13 protein-coding genes are annotated in these 15,885 nt (G+C 70.0%); 8 read left to right on the top strand and 5 right to left on the bottom strand.

All coding sequences use genetic code 11. The features are described from left to right. From HHL11_RS33250 to nirK, 3 genes are read right to left on the bottom strand one after another with little or no spacing between them, the layout of a single operon-like run. Positions 1-570 carry an SCO family protein gene (locus tag HHL11_RS33250; RefSeq protein ID WP_169422937.1) on the bottom strand — a complete coding sequence of 190 codons (570 nt, stop codon included), beginning with the start codon at positions 568-570 and terminating at the stop codon, positions 1-3. Beyond that, positions 567-1,343 (bottom strand): SUMF1/EgtB/PvdO family nonheme iron enzyme, encoded by a 777-nt coding sequence (locus tag HHL11_RS33255; protein ID WP_169422938.1) that lies wholly within the window; start codon positions 1,341-1,343, stop codon positions 567-569. The genes HHL11_RS33250 and HHL11_RS33255 overlap by 4 nt, the downstream gene beginning before the upstream one ends. Positions 1,344-1,353: 10 nt before the next feature. After that, complete coding sequence (gene nirK, locus HHL11_RS33260; RefSeq protein ID WP_169422939.1) at positions 1,354-2,832, bottom strand: copper-containing nitrite reductase; 1,479 nt, start codon at positions 2,830-2,832, stop codon at positions 1,354-1,356. Between the two features lie 189 nt (positions 2,833-3,021). On the opposite strand from nirK, the gene HHL11_RS33265 reads away from it, so the two are divergent. The 8 genes from HHL11_RS33265 to HHL11_RS33300 are packed head-to-tail and all read left to right on the top strand — an operon-like array spanning position 3,022 to position 13,267. Then, positions 3,022-5,301 (top strand): cbb3-type cytochrome c oxidase subunit I, encoded by a 2,280-nt coding sequence (locus HHL11_RS33265; RefSeq protein WP_169422940.1) that lies wholly within the window; start codon positions 3,022-3,024, stop codon positions 5,299-5,301. An 11-nt stretch (positions 5,302-5,312) separates the two neighbouring features. Next, positions 5,313-5,777 carry an Rrf2 family transcriptional regulator gene (locus HHL11_RS33270; protein ID WP_169422941.1) on the top strand — a complete coding sequence of 155 codons (465 nt, stop codon included), beginning with the start codon at positions 5,313-5,315 and terminating at the stop codon, positions 5,775-5,777. Beyond that, positions 5,774-6,106, top strand: a complete 333-nt coding sequence (locus tag HHL11_RS33275) for a metal-sulfur cluster assembly factor (RefSeq protein ID WP_169422942.1) — start codon at positions 5,774-5,776, stop codon at positions 6,104-6,106. The genes HHL11_RS33270 and HHL11_RS33275 overlap by 4 nt, the downstream gene beginning before the upstream one ends. Beyond that, positions 6,103-7,188, top strand: a complete 1,086-nt coding sequence (locus HHL11_RS33280; protein WP_342593319.1) for a hypothetical protein — start codon at positions 6,103-6,105, stop codon at positions 7,186-7,188. The genes HHL11_RS33275 and HHL11_RS33280 overlap by 4 nt, the downstream gene beginning before the upstream one ends. Beyond that, positions 7,185-8,378, top strand: a complete 1,194-nt coding sequence (locus HHL11_RS33285; RefSeq protein WP_169422943.1) for an NnrS family protein — start codon at positions 7,185-7,187, stop codon at positions 8,376-8,378. Before HHL11_RS33280 ends, HHL11_RS33285 begins: the two co-directional genes overlap by 4 nt. A 46-nt stretch (positions 8,379-8,424) precedes the next feature. Beyond that, on the top strand, positions 8,425-9,585 hold the full coding sequence (locus tag HHL11_RS33290; RefSeq protein ID WP_169422944.1) for an NAD(P)H-dependent flavin oxidoreductase: 1,161 nt from the start codon (positions 8,425-8,427) through the stop codon (positions 9,583-9,585). After that, positions 9,582-11,990, top strand: a complete 2,409-nt coding sequence (locus HHL11_RS33295; protein ID WP_169422945.1) for an adenosylcobalamin-dependent ribonucleoside-diphosphate reductase — start codon at positions 9,582-9,584, stop codon at positions 11,988-11,990. The genes HHL11_RS33290 and HHL11_RS33295 overlap by 4 nt, the downstream gene beginning before the upstream one ends. Beyond that, on the top strand, positions 11,987-13,267 hold the full coding sequence (locus HHL11_RS33300; protein WP_169422946.1) for an NnrS family protein: 1,281 nt from the start codon (positions 11,987-11,989) through the stop codon (positions 13,265-13,267). Before HHL11_RS33295 ends, HHL11_RS33300 begins: the two co-directional genes overlap by 4 nt. Here HHL11_RS33300 and HHL11_RS33305 read toward each other — a convergent pair. Together HHL11_RS33305 and HHL11_RS33310 are read right to left on the bottom strand one after the other, a co-directional pair. Beyond that, positions 13,248-15,197 (bottom strand): sensor histidine kinase, encoded by a 1,950-nt coding sequence (locus HHL11_RS33305; protein ID WP_169422947.1) that lies wholly within the window; start codon positions 15,195-15,197, stop codon positions 13,248-13,250. The genes HHL11_RS33300 and HHL11_RS33305 overlap by 20 nt on opposite strands. Next, a complete protein-coding gene (locus HHL11_RS33310; RefSeq protein ID WP_169422948.1) occupies positions 15,163-15,876 on the bottom strand; it encodes a response regulator transcription factor in 714 nt (237 codons plus the stop codon). The genes HHL11_RS33305 and HHL11_RS33310 overlap by 35 nt, the downstream gene beginning before the upstream one ends. Between the last annotated feature and the right edge of the window lie 9 nt (positions 15,877-15,885).

Consider the following 15,885-nt stretch of genomic DNA (forward strand, 5'->3'; position numbering starts at 1 on the left):
TCAGGCCACCGTCTTGCGCACGGCCGCGACCAGCGCCGGGTCCGCCGGACCCAGCTTGCCGGACTTCGCGGCAATGCGGCCCTGGCGATCCAGCAGGCTGATCACCGTGGAGTGATTGAACTCGCCGTTGGCCAGGCGCCGGTACTGGATGCCCAGCACGGCGGCCACCTTGCGCGCGGTCGCTTCCTCGGCCCGTGCCAGCACCCACTGGCCGTCGCAGCCATGCGCCTGCGCGGCCTTCTTCAGCACCGCGGGCGTGTCGCGCGCGGGGTCGAAGCTCACCATGAGCACGCGTACATTGGCGCGCTCGGGGGCGGGCAGCGCACGCAGGGTGGCCTGCACCGTCTCGAAGATCATCGGGCAGACCATGTCGCACGAGGTGTAGAACATGCTCGCCAGCACCGGCAGGCCCTGCAGCGAAGCGAGTTGGAAGGCGTTGCCGTCCTGGTCGGTGAGCGTGGCGTCGAGGCGGTAGATGGAGTCGCCCGGTGCGTTGGTGGCAAAGGCCGGCAAGGCAGCGAGCGCGCCCAGCGACAGCAGCGCCGCGCGGCGTGAATACAGGGTGTTCATGATTGTCCTTTCGCGGGACGCACGCAGCGGAAGCCCAGCGTGCTGGTGCTGTCCGCGGCGTTGAGCGACGACAGCAAGGCGATGCGCATGAGCACCGCGTAGCTGTCGCGATCGATGATGTTGATGGCGCCGGCGCCGCAGAACTTCAGCAGGTCCGGGTCGCCCTGGGTGCGGCTGTCGCCGGCGATGAAGAGGGCATTGAAGTCGTCCACCCATTCCCAGACAAGGCCGTGCAGGTCGCGCACGCCCCACAGGTTGGCTTCGCCGCCCACGCTGGCCAGTGCTTCGCCGCCCGGCTTCTCGTACCAGCCCAGGATGCGGCGGGTCCAGGCCGGGTCGCGGCGCGCGTCGGCGCGGCTCGCATCGGCCGCGGCAGCGTATTCCCATTCCAGCCAGGTCGGCAGGCGGCCGCCCTCTTCCTCGCAGAAGGCGCGGGCGGCGAACCAGCTCACTTCGGTCACCGGCATGTCGGCGCGCAGGCCCGGATCCACCGGCGTCTGCCACTGCAGCAGGTAGCGCGCATCGGCCAGCACGGAAGGCGCCTCGCCGCGCCGCCACTCGGGATGCGCCTGCACGAAGGCGGCGAACTCCGCCACCGTGACCGGCAGCGCGCGCATGGCGAAGGGCTGCACGTCCACTGGCGTCGACAAGGTCGGCACCGCCCCCTGCGGCAGCACGCTCTCGAAGCGGCCACCGGGCAGGTCCACGTAGTTCGCGGCCTGCGCCGGCGCCGCGAGCGCGGCCAGCAGGGCGAGGACGGGCAGCACCTTCACGACGCTCTCCTCACTCCTTGGCCTGGTTCTGCGCCGGCGGCTTGGCGGCGCGCTGCGCCTTCACGTCCTCCTTGGACACCTGCCCGCCCGGATTGCCCCAGCTATTGAGCACGTAGGTCAGGATGTTGGCGACCTCGTCGTCATTCAGCTGGTTCATCGGCGGCATCACCGAGTTGTATTCCTGGCCGTTGACGGTGACCTTGCCCGAGAGGCCGTGCAGCACCACGTTGACCGCGCGCTTCACGTCCGCTGCCAGGAAGTCCGACTTGGCCAGCGGCGGGAACACACCCGGCATGCCCGCGCCGTTGCCCTGGTGGCACACCGAGCAGGTGCCGGCGAAGAGCGCCTGGCCCGCCTTGGCCTGCTCGTCGGCGGTCAGCTTGCCGGCCGCGGCCGCCTGGGTGGCCTGCGCCACGGCTGCGAGGTTCGGGCCGGCGCGGTCGCCCAGGTACACCGCATCGAGTTCCTTGCCCGAATAGATGCCCTTGTTCTCGTCGCCCTCGATCTTCAGGATGGCCAGCGCGCCCTTGTTGAACGCGCGGAAGATCGAGTGGTCCACCAGCACGTAGCTGCCCGGCACCTTGGCGGTGAAGGTCGCGATGGCCGCGCCGCCGGCGGGGATCAGCGTGGTCTGCACGTTCTTCTGCACGTTGGTGCCGCCCTCGAAGCGCACCTGGTCGAAGATGGCGCCGATCACGTGGAAGCTGGACACCAGGTTGGGCCCGCCGTTGCCGACATAGAGGCGCACCTTCTCGCCGACCTTCGCGGTCATCGCCTTGTCGCCGGTCAGAGCGCCTTCCGCGCCGTTGAACAGCACGTAGGTCGGCTTCTCGTCGATCGCCTTCTCCATGTCGAAGGCCTGGTTGCCCTTCTCGCGGTACTTGCCGGCGGTGTAGAAGTCGCCCTGCATCACGTAGTACTCGCGGTCCACCTTGGGCAGGCCCTGCGGCGGCTCGACCAGGATCAGGCCGTACATGCCGTTGGCCACGTGCATGCCCACCGGCGCGGTGGCGCAGTGGTAGACGTAGATGCCTTCGTTGAGGGCCTTGAAGGTGAACTGCGATTCGTGCCCGGGCGCGGTGAAGCTGGACGCGGCGCCGCCGCCGGGGCCGGTGACCCCGTGCAGGTCGATGTTGTGGGGCATCTTGCTGCCCGGGTGGTTCTTCAGGTGGAATTCCACCGTGTCGCCCTGGCGCACGCGGATGAAGCTGCCGGGGACGCTGCCGCCGAAGGTCCAGAAGGTGTAGTTCACGCCTTCGGAGATCTGCATCGTCTTCTCGACCACCTCCAGGTCCACGATGACCTTGGCCGGGTAGTTGCGGTTGGTGGGCGGCGGCACGTGCGGCGGGCTGGTCAGCACGGCGTGAATGGGTTCGCCGCGCGGCGGGCCGAAGTCGCCGGTGGCCGCCTTCGGCGCCGCCAGGGACAACAGGGGGAGGCAGGCACTCGCCGCGACGAGCAGCGTGCGCGCCAGGTTCAGGGCTCTCATTTTTTTCCTCCGGATGCTTTAGGTGCATCGCGGATCAACCTTATCGAGCCACCGCCGGAACCGGCTTGACGCACGTCAACGGCCCCGCCTTTCCCCTGCCGCCGACCACTTCCTTGATCCACGTCAAATACCCATGAGGCTGGACCCAGGATATTAGGTGCATTCACAATGCACCTTAAAGAGGTTACCGTGAGGTCAAACAACACCCTCTGGCGCTGGCTGGCACTGATCTTCGTGCTGTCGTTCGGCGCCCTGTCGTACCTGGGCTGGCAGATCTACCTGACTGCCCCGCCCATCCCGCAGGCCGTCGTCAGCGCCAGCGGGCAGACGCTCTACACGGGCGAACAGATAGGCCGCGGCCAGCAGGTCTGGCTGGCGGCCGGCGGCCAGCAGCAAGGCAGCGTCTGGGGCCACGGCGCCTATGTGGCGCCCGACTGGTCGGCTGACTGGCTGCACCGCGAAGCGCTGGCCTTGCAGGCGTTGCGCGCCAAGTCGATCGCGCTCGATGCGAAGAACCTGAGCCCGTCAGAACGCGGCGCAGTGCAAGGCATCGTGCAGGACGAGATGCGCCGCAACACCTACGATGCCGCCACCGGCAAGGTCACGGTGAGCGATGTCCGCGCGCAGGCGATCAGGCAGACCGCGGACCACTACGCCGGCCTGTTCGGCACCGACCCGGCGCTGGCCAAGCTGCGCGAGCAGTACGCCATGACCGACGGCGAAGTGGTGCAGGCCTCGGACCGTGAAGCGCTGACCGCGTTCTTCTTCTGGAGCGCCTGGGCCGCCGCGACCGACCGTCCCGGCGAAACCGGCCTCTCGTACACCAGCAACTGGCCTTACGAGCCGCTGGTGGGCAACACCATGACGACCTCGGCCGCGATGTGGTCGATGGCTTCGGTGATCCTGCTGCTGGCCGCCATCGCCGCCATGCTGTGGCTGCACGGCGCCGGCAAGCACGAGGAAGACGCCGTGGTGCCCAAGGCCGACCCGCTGATCGGAGCGGCCGCCACGCCTTCGATGAAGGCCACCCGCAAGTACTTCTTCGTCGTCATCGGCCTGCTGCTGCTGCAGATCGGCATGGGCGCCATCACCGCGCACTACGCGGTGGAAGGCAAGTCGTTCTTCGGCTTCCCGCTCGCCGAGTTCCTGCCCTACGTGGTGAGCCGCACGGCGCACACCCAGGTCGGCATCTTCTGGATCGCCACCGCCTGGCTGGCCACCGGCCTCTACATCGCGCCGCTGCTCGGGGGCAAGGAGCCGAAGTACCAGAAGCTGGGCGTCGACTTCCTGTTCTACGCGCTGCTGCTGATCGTCGTGGGTTCGACCGCCTGCGGCTGGCTCGGCAGCCTGCAGAAGCAAGGCACCGACTTCAGCTTCTGGATCGGCAACCAGGGCCTGGAATACACCAGCATGGGCCGTGTCTGGCAATACCTGCTGTTCATCGGCCTGCTGCTGTGGGCCCTGCTCCTCGGCCGCGCCCTCTGGCCCGCGCTGAAGACGCCTTCGGAAAGCCGCGGCCTGATCGCCATGGTGTTCCTGTCGGCCACCTGCATCGGCGGCTTCTACGCCAGCTCGCTCGCCTGGGGCCAGCATACCCACTACTCGATGGTCGAATACTGGCGCTGGTGGCTGGTGCACCTGTGGGTGGAAGGCTTCTTCGAAGTGTTCGCCACCGCCGTCATCGCGCTGCTGTTCGTCAAGCTGGGCCTGGTCCGCGCCGGCAGCGCCAACCGCGCCATCATCGCCGAGACCATCGTGTTCCTGTTCGGCGGCATCCTGGGCACCCTGCACCACCTGTACTGGACCGGCACGCCCACCTCGGTGATCGCCGTCGGCGCCGTGTTCTCGGCGCTGGAAGTGGTGCCGCTCACGCTGATCGGCCTCGAAGCGCTGCAGAACTGGAAGAAGTCGCAAGGCGTCGCCTGGCTCGATGCCTACAAGTGGCCCGTGCTGTGCTTCGTCGCGGTGGGCTTCTGGAACACCGTCGGCGCCGGCCTCCTGGGCTTCGCCATCAACCCGCCTGCCTCGCTGTACTACGTTCAGGGCCTCAACATGACCGCCGCCCACGGCCACGCCGCGCTCTTCGGTGTCTACGGCATGCTGGGCATCGGCCTGATGCTGTTCTGCCTGCGTGGGCTGTATGCCCGCAACCTGCACGCCGACGGCCTGCTGAAGCCCGCCTACTGGGGCCTCAATATCGGCCTGGCCATGATGGTGTTCCTGTCGCTGCTGCCCGCCGGCATGTACCAGGCCTGGGCCAGCATCACGCAAGGCCTGTGGTACGCCCGCTCGGCGGAGATCGTCCACTCGCACGTGATGGAAACGCTGGTGTGGCTGCGCGTGCCGGGTGATATCGTGTTCTCGATCGGCGCGCTGTACCTGGCCATCTATGCGCTGCGGCTGCTGGTGCCCGGCAAGGCACGGGCTGTCGCGGTGCCCGCGGCGGAGGTGGCCGCAGCCGCACGTTGATCCTCAAGCCCATGAAACTCACCGCCTTCACCGACTACAGCCTGCGGGTGCTGATGTACCTGGCCACCGACCCGGCGCAGCGCACCACCATCGCCCGCATCGCGGCCGCCTACGGCATCTCCGAGAACCACCTGGTGAAGGTCGTGCACTTCCTCGGCCAGCAGGGTTGGCTGAAGAACGTGCGCGGCAAGGGCGGCGGGCTGGAGCTGGGCCTGCCGCCGGAGCGCATCGTGCTGGGCCAGGTGGTGCGCGCGACCGAAGGCGAGGCCGTGGTGGCCGAGTGCTTCGGCGAAGGCGGCGACTGCTGCATCGCACCGAGCTGCCGTTTGCGCGGCGTGCTGCGCGAAGCGGTCACCGCCTTCGAGGCCGTCCTGGACCGCTACACCCTGGCCGACCTGGTGAGCAACCGGCAGCAGCTGGCGCAGGTGCTGTTCTTCGAGCAGCCACCGGCGCGGCGCGCCAAGGCGGCCGCATGACGGAAGAACGCTTCGCCTACGAAGGGCCGCGGGAGCTGCTGCCCACCATCGTGCAGGCGTTGGAGAAGGTGGTCGACCCCGAGGTCGCCCTCAACATCGTAGACGTCGGCCTGGTGTACGGCGTGACGGTGCGCGAAGGCCGCATGGACGTGAACATCACCATGACCTCGGCCGCCTGCCCGGTCACCGACATCATCGTCGACGACGTCGAGAACGCGCTCGACGACGCGCTGCCGCCCGATCTGAAGATCCACGTCGAACTCGTGTGGGAACCGCCATGGACACCACAGCGCATGAGCCCGCGCGCCCGCGCCTTCATGGGCTGGTGAGCGCGCGGCGCCTGCTGGGCGCCACGCTGTTCGCCTGCGTCGCCGCTTCGCTGCTGGCGGGCATCGCCGGCGGGTTGATGCGGGTGGGCATCGTCGTCGCCAGCGCGGACTGGCTCGGGCGCGCCGCGCTTTCGCATGCGGCATTGATGATGTGCGGCTTGATGGGCACGGTCATCGGCATCGAACGCGCCGTCGCCGCCAGGCACCGGTTCGCGTGGAGTGCGCCACTCCTCTCGGGCACCGCCGGCCTGCTGCTGCTGCGCGGTGCGAACACCGCGGCGGCTTTCCTGCTGCTCGCCGCCGGCATCGCCTTCATCGCGGTGAACGCACTGCTGCTGCGGCGCCAGCGCGCAGCCCACACCTTCCTGCTGCTGGCGAGCGCCTGTGCCTGGGCCATCGGCAACTTCCTGTTTGCAGCCGCTGCCGCGCCGGTGGCCGTGCTGCCCTGGTGGTTCGCCTTCCTCGTGATGACCGTCGCCGCGGAGCGGCTGGAGATGACGCGGCTGATGCGCCGCCGCCCCGCGGCGCAACCGCTGCTGGCGCTGGTCCTCGCCTTGCTGCTGCTGGGCGCCGCGCTATCGGGCGTGGCGCCGGTGGCCTGCGGCGTGCTGTTCGGCCTCGCGCTGCTCGCCCTGTCCGCGTGGCTCTTCACCTTCGACATCGCCCGGCGCACCGTGCGCGCGCAGGGCTTGCCACGCTACATGGCCGTGTGCCTGCTCGCCGGCTACGCCTGGCTCGCCGCCGGCGGCCTGGCCTGGGCCGCCACTGCGCTCGGCCTGCCCGCACGCGACATCGCCTTGCACGCGCTCGGCCTCGGCTTCCTCTTCAGCATGATCCTGGGCCACGCGCCGGTGATCCTGCCGGCCATCGCGCGCATCAAGCTGCTGTTCGGCAACTTCTTCTACCTGCCGCTCGCCGCCCTGCACCTCTCGCTGCTGCTGCGCCTGTTCGGCGGCCTCGCCGATTTCCAGGCGCGGCGCACCGGCGCCCTCCTCAATGCCGTGGCGCTCGCTCTGTTCGCCCTCACGGTCGTCGCAGCCGCATGCGCCTGGCGCCGCCGCCACGACACCCGACAACCATGACGCAGTTCCTCAAGATCGAAGAGCCGCCGCGCGCGGCCGCACCGCGCGGCTTCGCCCTGTGGCAGCTGGGCTTCCGGCCCTTCTACCTGCTGGCCAGCACTTTCGCGGCCGTGTCCATCCTGCTGTGGGCGCTGCAGTTCACCGGCCACCTGGCCGCGCCTTACCTGCCCGGCCCGCTGTGGCACGCGCACGAGATGCTGTTCGGCTTCACGCTCGTGGTGGTCGTGGGCTTCCTGTTCACGGCCGGACGCAACTGGAGCGGCCTGCCCACGCCCGCCGGCGGCAAGCTCGCGGCGCTGGCCGCGCTGTGGCTCGCCGGCCGCCTGCTGGTGCTGACACCCTGGGGCTGGGCCTCGGCCCTGGTGAACGCCGCGTTCCCGCTGGCCGCCGCGATCGCACTCGCGATCCCGTTCGTGCGTGCGGGCAACAAGCGCAACTATTTCTTCGTCGGCCTGCTCGTGCTGCTGTCCATCGCGAACCTCGCGGTGCACCTCAGCCAGCTCGGCGTGCTGGCGCTGCCCGCCTGGGCCGGCATCGGCCTCGGGCTGGACGTGGTGCTGTTCATCCTGTGCGTGATGGGCGGCCGCGTGATTCCCATGTTCACCAACAACGGCGTGCCCGGCGCGGGCGCCGAAAAGCGTCCGTGGGTCGAGAAGCTGGCGCTGGGTTCGGTGCTGGCCTTGCTGGTGGCCGATGCGCTGCAAGTGCCCGCGTGGCTGCTGGCCGCCGTGGCAGCCATCGCCGCCGCCGCGCATCTCACCCGCTGGCTGCTGTGGCGTCCGTGGCGCACGCTGCGCACGCCGCTCGTGTGGGTGCTGCACCTGGCCTACGGCTGGATCCCGGTGCACCTCGCCTTGCGTGCGCTAGCGGCCTTGGCCTGGGTTCAGTCGTCCACCGCCACGCACGCGCTCACGGTCGGCGCGATCGGCGGCCTGGTGATCGGCATGATGACCCGCACCGCGCGCGGCCACACCGCGCGGCCGCTGAAGGCCGATCGCTGGGACACCAGCGCCTACCTGCTCGTGGCAGCGGCCGCCTTCGTGCGCGTGCTGCTGCCGGTCATCGCGCCGGCGCTGCTGCTGCAGGCGATCCTCGCCTCCGGCGTGCTCTGGTCCGCGGGATTCGCGCTGTACACCGTGCGCTACTTCAACGTGCTGACTCGCCCGCGGCTGGACGGCAAGCCAGGCTGATCACGATCAAGGACGCGCCGGCTCCCTCGAACCTAAAGTGACTTTCATGGAACTGCAGGCATGGAACTTCCGGGGCCGCAAGCTGCGCCCCATCGTCCAGGGTGGCATGGGCGTCGGCGTCTCCGCCGGCCGGCTCGCCGGCACCGTGGCTTCCTTCGACGCGATGGGCACGATCTCCTCGGTCGACCTGCGCCGGCTGCATCCGGACCTGATGGAGCGCACCGCCCGCCTCGAAGGCCCGGAGGCCAAGGCGCAGATCGATGCGGCCAACCGCGAAGCACTGGCCCGCGAGATCCGTCGCGCGCGAGAACTCGCGCAGGGCCGCGGCCTCATCGCCGTCAACGTGATGAAGGCGCTGGACCAGTACACGACCTACGTCCGGCAGGCCCTGGAGAGCGGCGCCGACGCGCTCGCTGTCGGCGCCGGCCTGCCGCTGGACCTGCCGGAGCTGGCGCGCGACTTCCCGCAGGTGGCGCTGATCCCGATCCTCTCGGACGCTCGCGGCGTGCAGTTGCTGGTGCGCAAGTGGGAGAAGAAGGGCCGGCTGCCGGACGCCATCGTGATCGAGCATCCGCGCCTGGCCGGCGGCCACCTCGGCGCCGCCGCACTGGCCGACCTGCAGGACCGCCGCTTCGACTTCGACGTGGTGCTGCCCGAAGTGCTGGCCTTCTTCCGCGCGGCTGGACTGGAAGGCAAGATCCCGCTCATCGCCGCCGGCGGCATCGCAAGCCACGAAGACATCGTGCGCCTGCAAGGCCTGGGCGCGGCGGCGGCGCAGCTGGGCACCGCCTTCGCCGTCACCTGCGAAAGCGATGCGAGCGAGGCTTTCAAGCAGGTGCTGGCCGGCGCCAAGCCCGAGGACATCGTCGAATTCACCAGCGTCGCCGGCCTGCCCGCGCGCGCCGTGCGCACGCCCTGGCTGGAGAAATACCTGCGGCTGCAGGAGCGCATGCAGAAGCATGCGCACGAAAAGGCGCACTGCACCATGTGGTTCGACTGCCTGGCCCATTGCGGGCTGCGCGACGGCAAGGCCGCCTGGGGCCAGTTCTGCATCGACAAGGTCCTCGGCCACGCCCTCAGCGGGGACGTTCGCAAAGGGCTATTCTTCCGGGGAGCGGGCCGGCTCCCCTTCGGCGAGCAGATCCGCCCCGTGCGCGACCTGCTGCAACAGCTGTGCGGCGACTCCATGGAGGCAAGCAACGCATGAAGCGCGATCCTTCCCCGAACCAGCTGCCGGCGCTGCCCGCGCAGCAGATCAGCCAGGACGTCCTGCGCGAGAAGTACCTGAAGCCCGGCGAAGCGGCCGAGGCCGACGTGCTGCGACGCGTCGCGCGCGCACTCGCGAGCGCCGAGGCCGAGCCTGTGCGCGCCGACTGGGAACAGAAGTTCTTCGACAACCTGAATGGCGGCGCGATCGGCGCGGGCCGCATCATGAGCGCGGCCGGCACCGCGCTGGAAGCCACTCTCATCAACTGCTTCGTGCAGCCGGTGGGCGACAGCATCCAGGGCCGCGACGACGAAGGCTTCCCCGGCATCTACGAAGCGCTGCGCGAAGCGGCCGAGACCATGCGGCGCGGCGGCGGCGTCGGCTACGACTTCTCGCGCATCCGCCCGCGCGGGGCCGAGGTCAAGGCCACGCATTCGCTGGCCTCGGGCCCGTGCAGCTACATGGACGTGTTCGACCACTCGTGTTCGACGGTGGAAAGCGCCGGCGCGCGCCGCGGCGCGCAGATGGGCGTGCTGCGCATCGACCACCCCGACGTGCTGGAGTTCATCACGGCCAAGCGCACGCCGGGCCGCTGGAACAACTTCAACGTGTCGGTGGCGGTGGGCGACGAGTTCATGCGCATCCTGCAGGCCGGCGGCGACTGGGCGCTGGTGCACAAGGCGAAGCCTGGCGCCGCGCTGGTCGCGCAGGGCGCGCACCTGCGCAGCGACGGTCTGTGGGTGTATCGCACGCTGCCGGCGCAGCAGTTGTGGGACACGGTGATGCGTTCGGCCTACGACTTCGCCGAGCCGGGCGTGTTGTTCATGGAGACGATCAACCGCGACAACAACCTGCGGTATGCGGAGCGGATCGATGCCGTGAACCCGTGCGGTGAGGAAGCCTTGCCTCCGTACGGCTGCTGCGACCTGGGCCCCGTCATCCTCACCCGTTTCGTGAGCCACCCGTTCGGCTTCGGCGGCGCGCCGGCCTTCGACTTCGAGCGCTTCGCCCGGGCCGTGGCGGTGCAGGTGCGCGCGCTCGACAACGTGCTGGAGATCACGCATTGGCCGCTGCCGCAGCAGCAGGCGGAAGCGGTCTCCAAGCGGCGCATCGGCGTCGGCTTCACGGGCCTGGGCAATGCGCTGGCCATGCTGCGCCTGCGCTACGACGCGGCCGACGGCCGCGAGATGGCCGCGCGCATCGGCCGCTGCATGCGCGATGCCGCCTATGCGGCTTCGGTGGAACTCGCCGCGGAGAAGGGGCCCTTCCCGCTGTTCGACGCGGACCCCTACCTGGAAGCCGGCACCTTCGCGAGCCGCCTGGACGAGCCGCTCAAGCAGGCGATCCGCCAGCACGGCATCCGCAACAGCCACCTGCTGGCGATCGCTCCCACCGGCACCGTCAGCCTCGCCTTCGCCGACAACGCGTCCAACGGCATCGAGCCGCCCTTCTCCTGGGCCTACAAGCGCCGCAAGCGCGGGGCCGACAACACCTTCGTCGAGTACGTGGTGGAAGACCACGCCTGGCGCCTGTTCCGTTCGCTGGGTGGCGACACCACGCAGCTCCCGCCCTATTTCGTCTCGGCGCTGCAGATGCCCGCCGCGGACCACCTGGCGATGATGGAAGCGGTACAGCCCTTCATCGACAGCGCGATCTCGAAGACGGTGAACGTGCCGGCCGACTACCCCTACGCCGACTTCCAGGGCCTGTACCTCGAAGCCTGGCGCGCCGGGCTGAAGGGCCTGGCCACCTACCGGCCCAACGAAATCCTCGGCGCCGTGCTGTCGACGGACACCGCCCCCGCGCCCGAGGTGGAGCGGCGCAAGGTCGACCCGATGCGCGCCATCGTCGAAAGCCGGCCCAAGGGCCAGCTGCCCGGCGTGGTGGAGAAGGTCGAATACTGGACGCAGCAAGGCCGGCAGACCCTGTACATCGTCGTGTCCTTCCTGCCGGTGGAAGACGGGCGCGAGCGCGCCATCGAGTTCTTCATGCCGGTGGGCCAGAGCGGCGAGTCGCAGCAGTGGATCACCTCCAGCATGCGCATGTTGTCGCTGGCCGCGCGCGGCGGCTTCCTGGAGCGCGCGCTGGCCGACATGCGCAAGGTGCTGTGGGACCGCGGGCCGGTGCGCCTGGGCACGTACACGAAGGCCGACGGCACCGCCGTGCCGATGTGGCACGACTCGGAAGTGGCCGCCATCGCCTATGCGATCCAGAACATCATCGCGCGGCGCCAGGGCGAGCCTGTCGCGCAACTGGCCACGCCACCGGCAGCGGCGCCCGCGACGGTGGCCACGCCGGGCCTGATGGCTGGCGCCAAGTGCCCCGAATGCGGTGCCCACGCGATGATCCGCAAGGACGGCTGCGACTTCTGCACCCAGTGCGGGCACGTGGGAACCTGCGGGTGAGCGAGCCCGCCGGCGCGCAGGCCTGGCGCTGGCGGAACGTGCTGCAGTCGCCGCATCGCGTCGGCTTTCTCTCCGGCATGGCGGTGCTGGTTGCCGCGAGCGCGTGGTGGGCGCTGGTGCAAGCAGATCGTTCGGGACTCGGGCCGGGGCTGCGCTACGCGGTGTCGCCCACGCTCACGCATGCAACGATCATGGTGTTCGGCTTCATGCCGGCCTTCTTCGCCGGTTTCCTGTTCACTGCCGGGCCGCGCTGGCTGGAGCTGCCACCGCAGCGTGCGTCGTCACTGGTTGCGCCGCTGGGTGTGCAGGCCATCGGCTGGCTGTCGTGGCTGCTTGGGGCACATCTCGGTGAACGTATCGCGCAGGCGGGTCTCGCGCTCGTCCTGGCCGGATTCGTCGTCGTGACCTGGCGCTTCGCCGCGCTCGTGCGCGCGAGCATGGCGGACGACCGTGTGCATGCGCGGGTGATCGCCGGCGCGCACATCGTCGGCTGCGCCTGCCTCGCGGGCGTGCTGGCTGCGTCGCTGGCTGGCGACGGCGCAGTTGCGATCGAGGCCGCACGCACGGGCTTGTGGTGGTTCATCGTGCCGGTGTTCCTCGCAGCGGCCGACCGGCTGATTCCGTTCTTCTCGGCCGATGCGCTGCCGGCGGGACGCCTGGCCTTTGCGCGGCACAGTCTTGCGCTGCTGCTGGCGCTGGCGGCGCTGGAGGGTGCTTCGATCCGGGTTACGTGGCCGCATCTGCAGGTCGCAGTCGGCTTGCTGGAATGCGTCGCGACGGTCTTGCTGCTCGCGCTGGCCATTGCATGGACCCGCGTGAAGCGGCTCGCCAGCCGGCTGCTGGTCATGTTCCACACGGGCTTGTTGTGGCTCGCGCTGTCCTTGCTGCTGGCCGGCGCCGGCCGCCTGTTGACCACTGGGACCGGTGAAGACGTGTTGCCGCTCGCAGGATTGCATGCGCTGGCGATGGGAGGGCTGGGGTCGCTGATGCTGGCGATGGTGAGTCGCGTGTCGGCCGGGCATGGGGGACGGCCGGACACCGGAGACGCCTGGTTGTGGGGGCTGTTCTGCTTGCTGCAGGTCGCGGTGGTGCTGCGCGTGGCGGCGGCGGTGGTTCCACTGCAAGGCCTGTTGACAGTGGCTGCGCTGGGTTGGGCGGTCACGATGCTGGCCTGGGGCGTGCGCCATGCCGATTGGTATGGGAGGCCGCGGTTCGTGTCGGCGCGCCAGCATGCCGGGGTCGCTGCGCGAACCCAGCCTACGGGAGAGCAGCGGTAGGGAAAGCAGCCGTCGGCGAAGGACCCGCCAGCGGCAAACGCAGGTTGAACTCGCCACCGCCGGGCCAGGCGGACCAGCGGCAGCGCGCGCCGAGGGCCTGCGCGCGATTGCGCACGTTCGACAGGCCGTGGCCGGCCGGTGAACTGGCCGCGGCTCCGTCCGCCACGAAGGGCGCGCCGTTGTCCCGCACGCGCACCTCGACTTCTTCGCCTTCATGCGATGTCGCCACATCGATGGCGTCGGCCCCGCTGTGCTTGAGGATGTTGGTCAGCACCTCCTGCAGGATGCGCAGCACGTGCAGCGCCCGCTGCGCGTCCAGCCAGGGCAGCGGCGGCAGGTCCTGCACGCTCCAGGTCAATGCGATGCCGGCCGCCTTCAGCCGCGGGGCCAGGCGGAAGCGCACGGCCGCCAGCAGCGCCAGCAGGTCGGCATCCGTCGCTTGCAGCGAGTCGATGGCGAGCTTGAGGTCGTCGATGCAGTCCTTCAGCACCAGCGCCGTGTCGACGTTGCTGGCCTGGCCGCCTTCCACCATGCGCAGCGCCGACATCAGCGAGGACCCGATGCCGTCGTGCATGTCCTGCATCAGGCGCTGGCGCTCGGCGGCCAGCGCCTGCTCGCGTTCCAGCCCGCGCAGCTGCTCGTGGCTGGCCGTCAGCTCGCGTTCGCGCGCGGCCAGCCGCACTTCGAGCCCCGCGTTGAGCTCGCTCACCTCGCGGATCGCGCCCACGTAGCGGCGCCACACGATCGCCAGGAACAGCGCAAACACGCCGATCGAGGTGTAGGCGCCGAGGTAGACGGACTCGATGTCGATCTTGTAAGTCTGCAGCAGCAGGTCGTGCACGCCCACCGGCAGGTTCAGCGCGAAGAAGGCGAACAGCGCCAGGCCCTCGCGCGAGCGGCTGGCCCACGACGCCCACAGCCCCGTCCCGGCGATGACGGCGGTCTGCAACGCGATGACGACGTACGCCGCCGGCAGCATCGTGCTCAGGTGCGGCGCAAACCAGGGCAAGGGCATGGTCGCTAGGGACACCAGGACCACCAGCGTGACCATCGCCGTCGCCAGCCGCGGCATGCGCCGGCCATGCAGGCGGAAAGCGAACGCGAAGACGCACATCTGTCCCCACGCCAGCGAGTTCACCGTCATCCAGCCGAACCAGGCGTCGGACAGCCAGGGCGGCTGGTTGCCGATGAGGCGGTGCGCGTTGCGCATGGCGTGCGCCACCGCGGCCAGGAAGATCAGCGCATAGACCGGCTCCCGCCGGCGCACGCACCACACCGCCAGCGCGAACAGTCCGATGCCCAGGAAGGCGCCCGTGCTGAAGGTGATCGCGTCGACCTGCAGCAGCATGCGCATGCGCCAGCGCCAGCGCAATTCGTCGGCGTCGCCCGCCCAGGCGGTCGACACGGCGCCGCCCACGCCCGGCTGGCTCGCCATGCGCACCCACACCACGGACGGCGCCGCATCGCCGGCGCCCGGCGCCAGCGGCACCCACAAGGGCCGGTTGAACGAATTCCAGACGCGGCTGCCGGAAGACCGCCATGCGATGCGCTCGCCCGCGTACACGGCCACCGTGCCGACCGTCTGCCAGCGCGGGAGGTAGAACACCAGGTCGTTCGCCACCACGTCGGCGCGCAGGCCGGGCGGCAGGTCGAAGCGGTACCACGTCACTTCGGGTCCGGCGTAGGCCGTGGCCGCGGACGCCGCCATCGCCCGCTGCGTCGCATGCGGCAGCGTGACGGGGTTCGCGCCCGCGCCGGAGCTCACCGCGGCCGGCGGCGCCGACGGCGCATCCCATCCCGCGCCGGCTTCTTCCACGGCGATGGCGCGCAGCAGGTGGACGGGTTCGCCCCACGCTGCCGGCATGGCGGCAACGAGGGCGAAGGCCAGCCAGGCGCTAATCCGGCAGCAGGCCCTGGCGATGCGCTTCATGGATGGCTTCGGCCCGCGTGTTGACCTGCAGCTTGAAATAGATGCGCCGCACGAAGGTGAGCACGGTGCTGCTCGAAACGCCCATGGCGCGGGCCGTCTCCTCCGTGGTGAAACCCTTGCTGACGTGCCGCAGCACCTGCTGCTCGCGCGCGGACAAGGTCGCGGTGGGCTCCGCCGGCGCCGCATCCGGCGGCGGCGATTGCGGCAGCGGCATCAGGCTGGCGGCCGCGCGCGCGAGGATCGTGCGCGCGACCATCGGGCTGATCGGGCTGCCGCCGGCGTGGATGCTGCGGATCTCCTCCACGAGTTCGGCCGCACCGATGTCCTTCAGCAGGTAGCCCATGGCGCCCGCCTCGATCGAGCGCAGCACGTGGCTCTCGTCGCCGAAGATGGTGCTCACGAGCACGCTGCAAGCAGGCCACTGCGCGCGCGCCGCGCGGATCACGTCCAGGCCGGAACCATCCGGCAGTCCGAGGTCGACGAGCAGCACGTCGATCTCCTGCCGCGGCAACAGGTCCAGCGCCTCCTTGCGGTTGGCCGCCACGAGCACCACTTGCAGGCCCGCCGCTGCGCCGACCATGGCCACCAGCGTCTCGCGGCTGCGGGCGTCGTCCTCCACCACGCCGACGCGCAGGGACCTGGGCCAGTCGGTGAAGGGTGACGTATTGCCGGAAAGCATGGGCGCGAT

The sequence above is a fragment of the Ramlibacter agri genome, from assembly GCF_012927085.1.
Lineage (GTDB): Bacteria > Pseudomonadota > Gammaproteobacteria > Burkholderiales > Burkholderiaceae_C > Ramlibacter > Ramlibacter agri.

Bases quoted from the DNA above. Each gene is read 5' to 3' on its own strand.
- HHL11_RS33250 (WP_169422937.1), bottom strand. From the start codon at position 570: ATGAACACCCTGTATTCACGCCGCGCGGCGCTGCTGTCGCTGGGCGCG.
- nirK (WP_169422939.1), bottom strand. From the start codon at position 2,832: ATGAGAGCCCTGAACCTGGCGCGCACGCTGCTCGTCGCGGCGAGTGCC.
- HHL11_RS33270 (WP_169422941.1), top strand. From the start codon at position 5,313: ATGAAACTCACCGCCTTCACCGACTACAGCCTGCGGGTGCTGATGTAC.
- HHL11_RS33275 (WP_169422942.1), top strand. From the start codon at position 5,774: ATGACGGAAGAACGCTTCGCCTACGAAGGGCCGCGGGAGCTGCTGCCC.
- HHL11_RS33285 (WP_169422943.1), top strand. From the start codon at position 7,185: ATGACGCAGTTCCTCAAGATCGAAGAGCCGCCGCGCGCGGCCGCACCG.
- HHL11_RS33290 (WP_169422944.1), top strand. From the start codon at position 8,425: ATGGAACTGCAGGCATGGAACTTCCGGGGCCGCAAGCTGCGCCCCATC.
- HHL11_RS33295 (WP_169422945.1), top strand. From the start codon at position 9,582: ATGAAGCGCGATCCTTCCCCGAACCAGCTGCCGGCGCTGCCCGCGCAG.
- HHL11_RS33305 (WP_169422947.1), bottom strand. From the start codon at position 15,197: ATGAAGCGCATCGCCAGGGCCTGCTGCCGGATTAGCGCCTGGCTGGCC.
- HHL11_RS33310 (WP_169422948.1), bottom strand. From the start codon at position 15,876: ATGCTTTCCGGCAATACGTCACCCTTCACCGACTGGCCCAGGTCCCTG.